Origin of the sequence: Lactobacillus leichmannii (assembly GCF_024701915.1) — a bacterium.
GTDB lineage: Bacteria > Bacillota > Bacilli > Lactobacillales > Lactobacillaceae > Lactobacillus > Lactobacillus delbrueckii.
Window position 1 is genome coordinate 12,880 of sequence record NZ_QOCY01000054.1, and the last position, 12,565, is coordinate 25,444.

The 12,565-nt window shown below is 49.7% G+C and carries 14 protein-coding genes and 1 riboswitch; of the genes, 8 read left to right on the top strand and 6 right to left on the bottom strand.

Going from position 1 to position 12,565, the window contains the following annotated elements; all coding sequences use genetic code 11:
• Nucleotides 1–22: 22 nt before the first annotated feature.
• On the bottom strand, nt 23–502 hold the full coding sequence (locus tag DS743_RS08280; RefSeq protein WP_035184046.1) for a hypothetical protein: 480 nt from the start codon (nt 500–502) through the stop codon (nt 23–25).
• Nucleotides 503–612: 110 nt separating this feature from the next.
• Between DS743_RS08280 and DS743_RS08285 the strand changes: the two genes are divergently transcribed.
• Nucleotides 613–1,311 (top strand): NAD-dependent protein deacylase, encoded by a 699-nt coding sequence (locus DS743_RS08285; RefSeq protein ID WP_035184049.1) that lies wholly within the window; start codon nt 613–615, stop codon nt 1,309–1,311.
• Here the strand turns inward: DS743_RS08285 and DS743_RS08290 are convergent.
• Complete coding sequence (locus DS743_RS08290) at nt 1,298–1,669, bottom strand: DUF488 domain-containing protein (RefSeq protein ID WP_002877770.1); 372 nt, start codon at nt 1,667–1,669, stop codon at nt 1,298–1,300. The genes DS743_RS08285 and DS743_RS08290 overlap by 14 nt on opposite strands.
• An 82-nt stretch (nt 1,670–1,751) precedes the next feature.
• On the opposite strand from DS743_RS08290, the gene DS743_RS08295 reads away from it, so the two are divergent.
• The 3 genes from DS743_RS08295 to DS743_RS08305 all read left to right on the top strand — a co-directional run bounded on the left by DS743_RS08295 (nt 1,752) and on the right by DS743_RS08305 (nt 5,115).
• Entirely contained in the window at nt 1,752–2,378 is a 627-nt protein-coding gene (locus tag DS743_RS08295) for a DNA-3-methyladenine glycosylase (RefSeq protein ID WP_003611679.1), read from the top strand.
• A gap of 93 nt (nt 2,379–2,471) precedes the next feature.
• Nucleotides 2,472–2,647, top strand: a riboswitch (Lysine riboswitch).
• A gap of 119 nt (nt 2,648–2,766) precedes the next feature.
• Nucleotides 2,767–4,350: an ABC transporter substrate-binding protein/permease gene (locus DS743_RS08300; RefSeq protein WP_035184053.1), complete on the top strand. Its 1,584-nt coding sequence runs from the start codon at nt 2,767–2,769 to the stop codon at nt 4,348–4,350.
• 3 nt (nt 4,351–4,353) lie between these two features.
• Nucleotides 4,354–5,115: an amino acid ABC transporter ATP-binding protein gene (locus DS743_RS08305; RefSeq protein ID WP_035184056.1), complete on the top strand. Its 762-nt coding sequence runs from the start codon at nt 4,354–4,356 to the stop codon at nt 5,113–5,115.
• Nucleotides 5,116–5,162: 47 nt separating this feature from the next.
• On the opposite strand, the gene DS743_RS08310 is transcribed toward DS743_RS08305, so the two are convergent.
• The 4 genes from DS743_RS08310 to DS743_RS08325 form a co-directional block, all read right to left on the bottom strand.
• Entirely contained in the window at nt 5,163–5,621 is a 459-nt protein-coding gene (locus DS743_RS08310; protein WP_231128245.1) for a hypothetical protein, read from the bottom strand.
• 200 nt (nt 5,622–5,821) lie between these two features.
• Nucleotides 5,822–6,949, bottom strand: coding sequence for a C40 family peptidase (locus tag DS743_RS08315; protein WP_035184058.1), 1,128 nt, complete (start codon nt 6,947–6,949; stop codon nt 5,822–5,824).
• Nucleotides 6,950–7,178: 229 nt separating this feature from the next.
• Entirely contained in the window at nt 7,179–8,090 is a 912-nt protein-coding gene (locus tag DS743_RS08320) for an HNH endonuclease (protein ID WP_035184060.1), read from the bottom strand.
• Nucleotides 8,091–8,211: 121 nt separating this feature from the next.
• Nucleotides 8,212–8,346, bottom strand: coding sequence for a hypothetical protein (locus tag DS743_RS08325; protein WP_003616231.1), 135 nt, complete (start codon nt 8,344–8,346; stop codon nt 8,212–8,214).
• 591 nt (nt 8,347–8,937) lie between these two features.
• Here DS743_RS08325 and DS743_RS08330 point away from each other — a divergent pair.
• From DS743_RS08330 to DS743_RS08345, 4 genes are all read left to right on the top strand, one after another.
• A complete protein-coding gene (locus DS743_RS08330; protein ID WP_003616233.1) occupies nt 8,938–10,095 on the top strand; it encodes an SLC13 family permease in 1,158 nt (385 codons plus the stop codon).
• Between the two features lie 157 nt (nt 10,096–10,252).
• A complete protein-coding gene (locus tag DS743_RS08335; protein WP_003616234.1) occupies nt 10,253–10,807 on the top strand; it encodes a LemA family protein in 555 nt (184 codons plus the stop codon).
• Between the two features lie 16 nt (nt 10,808–10,823).
• Nucleotides 10,824–11,723 carry a zinc metalloprotease HtpX gene (gene htpX / locus DS743_RS08340; protein ID WP_003611681.1) on the top strand — a complete coding sequence of 300 codons (900 nt, stop codon included), beginning with the start codon at nt 10,824–10,826 and terminating at the stop codon, nt 11,721–11,723.
• 145 nt (nt 11,724–11,868) lie between these two features.
• Entirely contained in the window at nt 11,869–12,534 is a 666-nt protein-coding gene (locus DS743_RS08345) for a helix-turn-helix domain-containing protein (RefSeq protein ID WP_231128246.1), read from the top strand.
• Nucleotides 12,535–12,565: the final 31 nt, after the last annotated feature.

The following is a 12,565-nucleotide window of genomic DNA, read 5'->3' on the forward strand; positions in this document are numbered from 1 at the left end:
TAAAAATGGATTAGTCACTCGACTAACCCATTTTTCTTACGTCAATATTTACCCCGCGTTCCAGGCGCTGCGTCAAGAAGGAGGCCACATCGCTGGCCTGCTTGTTGAAGCGGAGGTAGTAGATTTGGTGGCGGCTGGTTTCCAGGGCCACGATCGACAGGTCGCCCACTTCCGGCGGCGCCGCGGTCAGGATCACCTGGCTGATTTCGCTGTATTTCAAAGTCCGGCGGAAGTAGCCGCTCAAAACCACCCGCTTGTCAGCAAAGCCCGACATGGCTTCCAGGATCCCCGTCAAAATGAAGAGGGCTAGGAAGACGATGAAGCCGGGAGTTCCCAGGTCCAGGTAGCCCCAGCTGGCCCCCAGCCAGACCAATAGGATTGGCATGACCACCGCCGTCATCCGCCAGCGGGCCCGCAGGATCACCGTGGCCTGGCTGTACCAGCTGTAGCCGGCATAGGCCGCCAGCAGGGTGTCGGCGACCAAGTAAAATAACGTGTCCATGGATTACCTCAAATATAATATCTTCTGCAACTAGTAGCTTAATTATAGCAAACCAAGCGCTTATAATGAAATCAAAAGGTATCAGCCGTTTTTTAAGAAAGAGGCAAAAAATGGACCAAGCAAAACTTGCGGAATTTAAAGCAGACTTAAAAAAGGCCAAGCACCCTGTCTTTTTGACCGGGGCAGGCGTGTCAACCCACTCCGGCATCCCCGACTACCGGTCTAAGACTGGCATCTACAACGGGGTCAGCGAGCCCCCGGAAGTCATCTTGAGCGAGGAGACCCTTTATGACCGGCCTCAGCTTTTTTATGACTTCGTCATGCAAAATATGTACTTCCCGGACGCCAAGCCAAATATGATCCACGAAAAGATCGCGACCATCTGCAATGAAAAAGGGGCCCTCATCACCCAGAACATCGACACCCTGGACCGGCAGGCCGGCAACCAGCACGTGACCGAATTTCACGGCAACCTCTACGACATCTACTGCTCCAAGTGCAAGCAAAAGGTCAGCTATGAGGACTACGCCAAGGGCTACAAGCACGAGTGCGGCGGGATCATCCGGCCCGGCATCGTCCTTTACGGGGAAGGCATCAACCCGGCCAATGTCAACCAGTCCATCCTAGAAATGCGGCAAAGCGACCTGGTCGTGATCGTCGGCACCAGCTTCGTTGTCTACCCCTTCGCCGGTCTCTTAGGCTACGCGGCAAAAGACGCCAAAATCTGGGCCGTCAACTTGACTGAGATCCCGGCACAAGGGATCAAGCAGCTGACCGGTGACGCCTTGGAGGTCTTTAAGGAAGTTTAGCCAGAGCTTCCTCAGCTGCCTCCTTTAAAACTACGGCCTGGTTGTGTTCTTCATCTTTAGCCCCGTACAAAAAGAGGACGTCCCCTTTTTGCAAAAGCTCTTGCAAATGCTCCACGAAAGGCGGCCATTCCGGATTGTCTGCCAATTCTTCCAGGTAATCTTGGCGGAAGTCCGTGTACCGGGCCGGGTCATGCTTAAACCAGGTCCGCAAGTCCCGGCTGGGAGCCAGCTCTTTCTTCCACTCGTCTAAATTGGCGGCTTCTTTTTTGATTCCCCGGGGCCAGAGCCGGTCGACTAAGATCCGGTAGCCGGCGGGCTGCTCTTTGGCGTAGATACGGACAGTTTTGATCGTTGACATAGGCGCACGCTTTCTCTTAAAAACAGTTTTTATTACAGCTTTTACTACATTCCCTATTTTAGTTAGAAAGATTAATTAAGCAATGGACTACAGGAATTTTTTCACCGGCCGGCCCACCAGCGAGATATGCCGGGATTTGATCGGCCGCCCCTTTTATTATCAAGCCGGCGGGAAAAAAATTGGCGGCTATATCGTTGAGGCCGAAGCCTACCTGGGCATATACGACCGGGCCGCCCACTCCTACGGGGGCAGAAGAAGCCAGGCTAACGAGGGCCTGTGGCGGGCCGGCGGGACCATCTACATCTACTCCCAGCGGCAGTACGTCTTTTTTGACATCGCCTGCCAGGAAGAAGGCAACCCCCAAGGGGTCTTAATTCGGGCCATTGAGCCGGTCTGGGGCCTAGACCAAATGCTTAAAAACCGGGGCGGCAAAGACGGGGTCCTTTTGACCAATGGACCGGCCAAATTAATGCAGGCCATGGGGATCAAGTCAAGAAACTGGGACCTGGCCCCTTTGGCGGACTCCCCTTTCGTTATTGACTTGACTGAGAAAAAGCCGGCTAAAGAAATCATTGCTTCGCCCAGAATCGGGATCGTCCAGGCTGACCCGGCCTGGGCCCAGGCGCCTCTGCGCTATTATGTGGCCGGCAACCCCTACGTCTCTGGCATGAAGAAACGGGACTGGGTGGATGATCACGGCTGGCTGTAAATAAGAAAAGGGCAATCACAAAAATTCAGAAAACTAATTTTTTCTTGACTTTTTCTTAAAAGTAATTTAGCCTAAATGTAGTTAAAAATTATCCAATACAATAGAGGTCGCGATCGTTCACAAACACAAGGGGAGCTCACTGACAGTGTTGAGCCTTGTTATTAAGGGATATCGCCGAAATCAGCAGTGGGGTCGTGCGCACTGTTGGTTGGGCTGCAGGAGAAGATTCTGCAGACTGTCCTAGTTTTCTAGGGAGCGCTATAATTTTTGGTATTCATACTGAATTTTACAGAATCAAAGCAAGCCTCATTGTATACCGCAATGGGGCTTTTTTGCCGCTTTTTATTGTATTTCATAACTACTAAAAACATATCGGAGGTTTATTCAGATGAAGAAGCACAGCAGCTGGATTAGCGCCTTAATGGCGGCGGTCATGACGCTTGTCTTAGCTGTCAGTTGGAGCCAGCCGGCGCAAGCCAGCGGCACCTTGAAGATTGGTATGGAAGCCAACTACGCTCCATACAACTGGACCCAGACCACGTCCGCCAACGGCGCGGTCAAGATCGACGGGACCAGCTCTTACGCCAATGGTTATGACGTCAAGATCGCCAAGATCATCGCTAAGAAGCTGGGCAAGAAGGTTATCGTGGAAAAGACCCAATGGGACGGGCTTTTGCCAGCCCTGACCAGTGGCAAGATCGACTTGATCATTGCCGGGATGAGCCCGACGGCGGAAAGACGGAAGGCCATCAACTTTACCAGCCCATACCGGACCACCAACTTCGTGGTCATCGTCAACAAGCAGAGCAAGTACGCCAAGGCCAAGTACCTAACTAACTTCAAGGGGGCCAAGCTGACTGCCCAGCAAGGGACCCTGCACTACGACCTGATCAAGCAGCTGCCAGGGGCCAAGCGGGAACCAGCCTCCAAGGACTTTGCCGCCATGCGGGAATCCCTGGAAGCCGGCACGATCGACGGCTACGTGGCTGAAGACACGGAACTGACTTCCTTCCAGATGATGGACTCCAACATTACCGGGGTCAACCTGTCTAAGATGAAGGGCTTCAAGGTCTCCTCTTCTGACGCGGAAGTTTCCATCGGGGTCAAGAAAGGCAACGACCAGCTGCTCAGCCAGGTTAACAAGGTTTTGGCCGGCATTTCCACTTCAGAAAGAAACAAGCTGATGAAGGAAGCCGTGCAGCAGCAGCCGCAGACCAGCACCAAGAAGGAAAACTGGCTGGTTTCCATGCTGAAGAACTACGGGCAGATGATCCTGGAAGGGATCGGGATGACTCTCTTGATCTCCCTGGTCGGCACCATCGCCGGTTTCTTCATCGGTTTGCTGGTCGGCATCGTCCGGACTATTCCAGAACCAAAGAACAAGTTCAAAAAGTGCCTGTTAGCCTTCTGCAAGTGGCTCTTATCCGTCTACGTTGAAGTCTTCCGTGGCACGCCAATGATGGTACAAGCCGCGGTTATCTACTACGGGATCGCCCAGTTCTGGCACATCAACCTGAACAGAACGGTTGCCGCTTTGATCATCGTCTCCATCAACACCGGGGCCTACCTGGCCGAAGTTATCCGCGGGGGGATCATCTCCACACCGAAGGGGCAGTTTGAAGCCGCCAGTGCTTTGGGGATGACCCACAACCAGAGAATGTGGAGCATCATCCTGCCACAGGCTATCCGGAACTGCCTGCCGTCAATCACCAACGAATTTATCGTCAACATCAAGGACACTTCCGTATTGAGCATCATCTCAGTATCAGAACTGTTCTTCGTTGGTTCAACGATTGCCAGCCAGAGCTTCCAGTTCTTCCAAACCTACCTGGTCATCTCGGTCATCTACCTCTTCTTGACCTTTACGATCACCCGGATCTTCAACTTGATTGAAAAGCACATCGAAGGTCCTGAAAACTACAACATGATGGTCAACCAAGTTCAAGTCGGCAAGCAGGAAGGAGACAAGTAAAAAATGGCTGATTACAAGGATAATGAAATTATTTTAAACGTTCAGCACCTGCAAAAGGCTTACGGTGAACACCAAGTTTTGAAGGATATTTCCTTTGAAGTCCACAAGGGCGAGGTTATGACGGTCATCGGTCCTTCCGGTGGTGGTAAGTCAACCATGCTCCGCTGCATCAACTTGCTGGAAGATACAACTGGCGGGGAAATTCTTTTCCATGACCAGAACATCCTGGATGAAAACTACAACATCCCCCGCTACCGGTCCAAGGTCGGCATGGTTTTTCAGCAGTTTGAGCTTTTTGAAAACAAGAACGTCTTGCAAAACTGCATGATCGGCCAGGAACTGGTTCTGAAGCGGTCAAAGGCAGAAGCCAAGAAGATTGCCCTGGAGAACCTGAAGACCGTTGGGATGGATCCCTACGTCGACGCTAAGCCCCGTCAATTGTCCGGTGGGCAGAAGCAGAGAGTAGCGATTGCCAGAGCCATCTCCATGAACCCGGAAATCCTCCTCTTCGACGAACCGACCAGTGCCCTTGACCCAGAAATGGTCGGGGAAGTTTTGGAAACCATGAAGAAGCTGGCCAAGACTGGTTTGACCATGATCGTGGTTACCCACGAAATGACCTTCGCCAAGGAAGTTTCCGACCAGGTCCTCTTCATGAGCGACGGTTACGTGGCTGAGCAAGGCAGCCCGGATGAAATCTTCAACCATCCGCAAAGCGAAAAGACCCAGAAGTTCTTAGCCAACTTCCGTGGCCCGCAAATTTAATTACACGCAAAAAGCAGCCTCACGGCTGCTTTTTTTCTGTTTGCGATTTAGTTGTTTCCCCCGCGATTAGTAAATTTTTCCGTCAAGGCAAAAGCAAAAATAACTACGATAAACAGCATGAACAGGTCAAAAATAATTGTCCATGTTTGCTGACTATCATAAACCTGCATAGTCAGTGACGAGGCCAAGCCCAGGCAAGCTAACTCATTAATGATCAGCTGCAAAAACCAGACAAGCTTCTGCCAAGCTTGTTTTACCTTGTCTTGCTTGAATTCAAAGAAGTAAGTCCAAAGAGTGGCGACCACGATCATCACTAGCAAAAGCAGGTAGGCCAGGAAGAGCGGCCAGGAAACACTTTTGGCCACCCGGTCCATGAAGCCCAAAAAGCCATTGGCTGGTCCGGACAAGCGCCACTTGGGAGAATTGTCTACAATCAAGCGCAAAGGCCAGGTAGCAAAATAGCCATTAGCAATCAGCTGTAAAACAAAAACAATTTTCTTTTTCATTCTTCCCACCTCATAAGAATCAGCAATTTTTTATTTTCAAAACAATTATATACACAAAGACTTGTTAAAGACTACACATTTTTCCTAAATAAAGCGATTATAAATAAAATAGTACACCTTTAATTATAGCCAGGCAAAAGAAGACAGCGCCAGCCGGCTGGCTGACGCTGCTTAAACTGTTTGATATCGATGGGAAATTTTTAGCCTAAAACGCGAACGGCAAAGCTTGGCGTGTATGATGACACGCTGCCAGTCATCACGTTTTGGCCTGGGGCTGGAGCCATGACGTATTGGCCGCCGCCCAAGGCGATGGCTACGTGGTAGGCTGAGCCGTATGAACCCCAGAAGTAGAGGTCACCAGCTTGGGCGCTGGCCACGCTAATCTTAGTGCCGGCGTATTGCTGGGTGTAAGTAGTCCGGCCCAGGTTGATGCCGAAGTGGCTGTAAACGTATTGTACAAAGCCGGAGCAGTCAAAGCCGCTTGGCGTGGTCCCGCCCCAAACGTAAGGCACGCCCAGGAAGGTCAAAGCGTATGAAGTAATCGCGCTGGCACTGGCTGAGGCAGTTGTAGTTGCAGTTGAGGTTGAAGCAGTTGGTGCCTGGCTGACTGCTTGACTTCTGCTTGCTGCAGTGTTAGTGCTTGAAGTAGTGTTAGCATTTGATGCTGCAGTATTAGTGTTGGTCGTAGTGGACGCACTGCTGTTAGATGCAGTTGACTGGCTTTGAGTGTTGGCACTAGTGCTGGTGTTGGAATTGCTGCTAGTGTTAGTAGTAGTGCTCTTCTTGGCCTTTGGCGCCTGGCTGGAAGCAGTCGTGCTGGTTGATGAAGCAGTGTTAGTGCTTGCTGCAGTTGAGCTTGAGCCAGTAGTTACGCCGTTTACCCCGTAAGCAGTCATGCCAGCCCGCAAGTTTAAACTTTGGCCGATCAAGATGGTGCTGCTTGACAAGTTGTTGGCCTTCATCAAAGTACTTACTGAAACGCCGTACTTCTTAGCCAAACTCCACAAAGTGTCACCCTTTACGACCGTGTGGGTCGTTGAAGTAGTGTCAACGGTACTGGTTGAAGTGCTAGTCTTAGCAGTCTTGGTTGCCTTGTTTGACTTAGTTGGGATTTGCAGCTTCTGGCCCACGTAGATCAAGTGGCCGGAAACGCCGTTAGCCTTCTTCAAGTCGCTTACTGAAACGCCGTACTTCTTTGACAGGCCCCACAGGGTATCGTTCTTAACAACAGTGTAGCTGTCAGCCAAAGCGCTGGCCCCAGTAGTTAAAAGGGCGCCAGATGCACTCAGAGTTGCCAAAGCAGTCATCAACAGGTTCTTTTTCTTCATGAAACGTCTTTTCTCCTTTAACATGTGGTTTGATTTGATAACAATCTATAGTATAACTTTCAATTGTTACAGGAATGTATCGGTCTGATTACAAAACGAAAAAGCGCTACAAGTTGTCCTGTAGCGCTTTTTAAAGCTTTTTAAGCCTGTACATTCTGGAGACTTTTTCCGTAAAAAGTTTCCTGGTCTAACTTTTAATGTTCTCTGCATAAGCTTTAAATTATCAAAGCTAGATGATTTCCTTGTCCTGCTGGGCCAGGTAGAGCTTCCAGCCCAACTTGAAGTGGTCCTCGCGCAAGCGGCGGGCCGCGTCATAGTCACTCTCTAAACTGTCAATGGCATCCCGCAGTCGCTTGTTTTCCTTGCGGATGGCGGCCAGTTCCGGGTCATTCACCACGCCCTTTAAATGAACCTTGGCGGCCAGCATGTTCCGCCGGTCTTGGAATTCTTTTTCCAAGGGGCCCAGGGCGTTCTCGTACTTGACCAGCTTTTTGTTTAAAGGCTGCAATTCCTCGTTGAGCTTGACGAAAAGGTCATAAGGCATATTAGACTTGATCCGGTTACACTCGCTGCAGGACAAAATCAGATTGTCCAGGCTGTTATCGTGCGAGACGGAGACCGGGTCCTTGTGGTCCACGCTCCGCCCCCGCCGGCCGCAGTACTGGCAGCGGTACTTGTACTTGGCCCGGATCCGCTCCCGGTCGATATAGTCAACCTCGTTTAACTGAAAGTCAACGCTGAGGCCTAAGGCCTGGAGTTTTTCCGCGAAAGGGAGTTTTCCTGGCAAAAAGAAGCTGGGATCATCCTCAGCCTTGATCACGGCCTGGTTGAAGTCTGCTCTGGGCAGCTGCTGCCTGGCCAGGACATTTCCATCATATTCCTGCATGAGGGCCTCGTAGGACCGGCGGATTTTTAAGTCCGGCAGAGAAAAGTCCCCGCTTGCTTCCCCGTCCTTGCCCACAAAGGCATAGAGGAGGTTGGCCGCGAACAGCTTGACCACGGGATTGGGGTAAGCTGCCGGATCCAGCCCCCGCTGCCGGCAGATGTCACACAGGCTGGCCAAGCGGTCATTGACCAGGCCGGGCAGCTTGAAATGCAGGGATTCCAGTCTTAAACCGCAGCTGCTGCACTGAAACTTCATTTTTGCCTCCTTGTTTTCTTTCTTACTCGTCTCTTAGCTTTTTCCTATCATAAGGCAAAAAGCAAGCGAAAAAAAGACCCTGGCCAAAAGCCAGAGTCTTTATTGTCTGTTTAAAAACAAATTACTTGTTTTCGTCCTTAGCTGCTTGGTTCAGGAAGCTGATTATAGCAGCGGCGTGAGCAACGCGTTCCTTAGCGTTAGAAGCGTTACGTGGACGACGGTGTGGGTTGATACCCGTGTGGATATTTCTTGACATGTCTCTTCATCCTTTCATCGATTTTCGAAAATCAGTAGTCATTATACCCCTCTTTCCCCATGTTAGGCAAGCCTTTTCGGCATTTCTTTGCCCCTCCAGCCCCTTTTTAGCTAAAAGCAAGGGCAAATATCTTCCGTCAGAAATGTTAAATGGATTTAGCAAAATGTCCAAGGGGGATTTTTGCCAATTTGTCACTTCTGTTTTCACTTCCGGCAGCGCTTACATTATTTTGGAAATCAAAAGCAGGCTTTTGACTTTTTTGTGGCCGTGTAAAAAGTCGACACGTTTTAATCTCTTAAAAAAGGTAGCAAAGTCCGTTTTTTGTCTTCCGGAATAAATCCCTTATTTTAGCCATATAAACCGCTTTCTAAAGTCTTTTCTATTTTTTTAGCAAGCTAAAAAATTCAGATTTTTGACCTGCCGCGTTTCGCCAATATCTTTTCAATAACATTTGTTCGTTAATTTCGAACTATTGAGATTTAGGGAAAAATGGTTGACAATGGAACTACACGAAAGTAAAGTTCATTTTCGCTTTTCGTTAACTTTACGTAAATTTTGTAAACACCATTCTAGCTGAGTAGAGGATTTTATATGGAAGCCGCCAAAAGCAAAAGTTCAAATAATTTTTTGACCATCTTTTTGACCACCTTAAAGGAAATTTTTAGCGACCGAATTCTGCAGATCACCATCGTGATCACCATCATCAGTCTTTTCTTTGCCCGGCCGCTCAGCGCCGACATGAACTGGCACACGATCGAGTCTGTCACGACCATGCTGGTCTTGATCCAGGTCTACAGCTACCTGCACGTTCTGGACATCATTGCCTATAAACTGGCGGCGATCGCTGACTCTACCCGGAAGCTGATCCTCCTCTTTACTCTCTTGTCCGTCTTCTCGGGCATGTTCCTGGGTAACGACATTACCTGCTTGACCATGATCCCCCTGTACTTGAACATCGCCAAGAAGTACAAGCTGCCGGAAATCCTGCCGGCCACTTTGATCGGGATGGGGGCCAACATCGGGGCGGCCTTCACCCCATGGGGCAACCCCCACAACATCTTCGTGGTCTCCAACTACCACTTAGTGCCCGCTATCTTCTTTAAGTGGACCCTGCCTTACCTGATCGTGGCCATGGTCGTCTTTCTCTGCATCTTCTTCTTTATCCCGAAGAAGAACATCCCGACCCAGGAAGTCGTTGAAATCAACGTCAGCTGGCCAATGACGATGATCACCACGGTCATCTTCTGCTTCTTCTTCGTTGGCGTCTTCAAGTTCGTTCCAATCTGGATGCCGATGCTGGCCTCCATCATCTGGGCCTTGATCGTCAACTGGAAGATCCTGCTCCACATTGACTACTCCCTTTTGCTGACCTTCACCCTCTTCTTCGTCTTCATCAGCGACATCCAGCAGATTCCTTTTGTCGTGACCCTGATCCACGGCCTGGTCGGCACTGAAATGAGCACTTACTGGACATCCATCCTGTCCAGCCAGGTCATGAGCAACGTGCCATCAACCATCCTGGTCGGCAAGTTCTCCAAGTACGCTGAAGCCTTGACCCTTGGTTCCAACATCGGCGGCTTCGGGTCACCAATCGGGTCCATGGCCAACATGCTGGTCATGCGGACCTTCTACGCCCACGCTTCCAAGGATGCCAAGAAGAAGTTCTTCCCGAAGTGGCTGGGCTACCAGATCGCCGGCTTGATCATCCTGTCCCTTATCGGCTGGGTCATCGTCAAGCTGAACCTGTAGTAAGATATTAAATCTCTCGCGCGTCTCCTTATTGGAGGCGTTTTTTGCTTAAAAACTAGTGCTCAGTTGCCTTTTAATATATAATTTACTAAAACGGCCGGAAGCATCTGGTCAAAGTTGATTTCGCCCCTCTGGGGCCTAGAAAGGGAGGCAAAAAATGGCAGTCTGGATTATTGCTATTTTAGTCGTATTAATCGTTATTTTTTACATTTCAGCCTACAACGGCCTGCAAAAGGCCAAGGTTAACACTGAAGAGGCCTGGAGTCAGATCAGCGTTCAGCTCAAGCGGCGGAACGACTTGATCCCTAACCTGGTGGAAACCGTCAAGGGCTATGCCAAGCACGAAAAGGAAACCCTGAGCAAGGTGGTTGAACTCAGAAACCAGCTGACCCAGTTGCCAGCTGACGACCACGAAGGGGCCATGCAGCTGTCCAACCAAATCACTGACAGCTTGAAGACCATCTTCGCCCTGTCTGAAAGCTACCCAGACCTGAAGGCCAACACTAACTTCGCCAACCTGCAGGAAGAACTGACCAACACGGAAAACAAGATTGCCTACTCACGGCAGCTCTTCAACTCCAGCGCGGCTGTCTACAACAAGATGCTCCTGGTCTTCCCATCCAACATCGTGGCTAACATCCACCACTTCACTAAGGTTGACTACCTGGAAATCCCTGAAGAAGAAACCAAGGTACCAAAGGTATCCTTTTAAAGGCTAAGGGATCGCCATGCTATACCAACAAATTGCCCAAAACAAGCGGAAGACGGCCGGAGTCCTGGTCGTTTTCGTTTTGATCTTTGCCCTGGTGGGCGCGGGCCTGGGCCAGCTGATGTGGGGCAAGCCCCTGCCGGGCGTATTGACCGCCGGCGTCATTGCCTTGATTTACTCTTTCCTGGTCTTCCAGGATCCGGTCAATGTCGTCATGAGCATGAACCATGCCCAGCATTTAAATAAAGAGGACAATCCCCAGCTTTTTCATATCGTGGAAGACATGGCCTTAGTGGCCAATATTCCCATGCCCGAAGTCTACTTGATTCCGGACAAGAGCCCCAACGCTTTCGCGACCGGCCTGTCGCCGGACAAGTCAGCCATTGCTGTTACCCAGGGCCTGCTGGACATGATGAACAGAGAAGAGCTGGAAGGGGTCCTGGGCCACGAGATTTCCCATATCCGCAACTATGACATCCGCCTGTCCATGGTGGCCCTGGTTTTAGTCAGCGCCATCAGCTTTATCGCCGACTTTGCTCAGCGCTGTGTCTGGTTCGGCTTTGGCCTTGACCGGGACGATGATGACGACCGAGAAGGCGGAACGATTGGGATGATCATCGGCGTGATCGGGGTTATTTTCGTTCTGATCCTGGGGCCTTTGGCGGCCAGCCTGGCCCAGATGGCCCTGTCCAGAAACCGGGAATACCTGGCCGACGCCAGTTCAGTTGAGCTGACCCGGAACCCGCACGGCTTGATCAGCGCCTTGACCAAGATTGAGAACAGCCCGCCCATGCAGGCGGCCAGCAGCGCCAGCGCGTCCTTGTATATTGAGGACCCGATCAGACGGCACAGCTTAAGCCACTTGTTTGACACCCACCCAGCTACGGCTGACCGGATCAAGCGCTTGGAAAAAATGTAAGTCAACACAAAAGCTTCCAGATGAAAATCTGGAAGCTTTTTAGCTCTGCCTAAATTTAAGTTATATTTATCTCCCGGCTTCTATTTGCTATAATGTGCGTATTAAATTGCTGTTTTTTCAAAAAAGTGTATTAGAGGAAAGAAAAATGTACGGACAATATTTTAAAAGACTGCGGAATTATAAGAAGATGACGCTAGGTGAAGCAGCAAAAGATATTACTTCAAGCCCCGCCTTGTCACGCTGGGAAAATGATGTCGACGATATTCGGCTCAAAAAGTTTTTAGCCCTCTTAGACCGGTTTGATATCACCCCCAGGGAGTTTTTCGCATATACGGAAGTCCAAGGGAATCTAGACAACTCCTACTATGATGAACTGCAATTGCTTGTCCAGCAAAAAGATCAACAAAAACTCTACCAGATCTTTTTACGTCAAATCAGCAGCTTTCATCAAACAAAAGATCCAGATATTTTAGGAAAGGCCGTCGCCGCGACCAACAGCTATTTTACTTTGACTAAAATAAACTATTTAACAGAAGCTGACCTAAAGAGTTTTAAAGATTTACTGCTTGATAGCGAGTACTTAGATTTCAAAAGCCTGCGTTTTCTTGAAAATTCTGTTTATTTGATTGACTCTGACCTGCTCATTTCATACAGCAGTAAAATCATCCACCAACTCAACCACTTAGAACAGGTAGAATATGAACTGTATTTGAATGCCTGGACGGCTCTAACCAATATTGTTTTCAAGCTTGATCCAACAAAAACAAAACTCTGTCGCAAGCCACATTTTGAATCAGTTGCTGACAATTGATTTGCCACAGCAAATGGCCACTTTTAAAATC

Bases quoted from the DNA above. Each gene is read 5' to 3' on its own strand.
- DS743_RS08280 (WP_035184046.1), bottom strand. From the start codon at position 502: ATGGACACGTTATTTTACTTGGTCGCCGACACCCTGCTGGCGGCCTAT.
- DS743_RS08285 (WP_035184049.1), top strand. From the start codon at position 613: ATGGACCAAGCAAAACTTGCGGAATTTAAAGCAGACTTAAAAAAGGCC.
- DS743_RS08290 (WP_002877770.1), bottom strand. From the start codon at position 1,669: ATGTCAACGATCAAAACTGTCCGTATCTACGCCAAAGAGCAGCCCGCC.
- DS743_RS08295 (WP_003611679.1), top strand. From the start codon at position 1,752: ATGGACTACAGGAATTTTTTCACCGGCCGGCCCACCAGCGAGATATGC.
- DS743_RS08300 (WP_035184053.1), top strand. From the start codon at position 2,767: ATGAAGAAGCACAGCAGCTGGATTAGCGCCTTAATGGCGGCGGTCATG.
- DS743_RS08305 (WP_035184056.1), top strand. From the start codon at position 4,354: ATGGCTGATTACAAGGATAATGAAATTATTTTAAACGTTCAGCACCTG.
- DS743_RS08310 (WP_231128245.1), bottom strand. From the start codon at position 5,621: ATGAAAAAGAAAATTGTTTTTGTTTTACAGCTGATTGCTAATGGCTAT.
- DS743_RS08315 (WP_035184058.1), bottom strand. From the start codon at position 6,949: ATGAAGAAAAAGAACCTGTTGATGACTGCTTTGGCAACTCTGAGTGCA.
- DS743_RS08320 (WP_035184060.1), bottom strand. From the start codon at position 8,090: ATGAAGTTTCAGTGCAGCAGCTGCGGTTTAAGACTGGAATCCCTGCAT.
- DS743_RS08325 (WP_003616231.1), bottom strand. From the start codon at position 8,346: ATGTCAAGAAATATCCACACGGGTATCAACCCACACCGTCGTCCACGT.
- DS743_RS08330 (WP_003616233.1), top strand. From the start codon at position 8,938: ATGGAAGCCGCCAAAAGCAAAAGTTCAAATAATTTTTTGACCATCTTT.
- DS743_RS08335 (WP_003616234.1), top strand. From the start codon at position 10,253: ATGGCAGTCTGGATTATTGCTATTTTAGTCGTATTAATCGTTATTTTT.
- htpX (WP_003611681.1), top strand. From the start codon at position 10,824: ATGCTATACCAACAAATTGCCCAAAACAAGCGGAAGACGGCCGGAGTC.
- DS743_RS08345 (WP_231128246.1), top strand. From the start codon at position 11,869: ATGTACGGACAATATTTTAAAAGACTGCGGAATTATAAGAAGATGACG.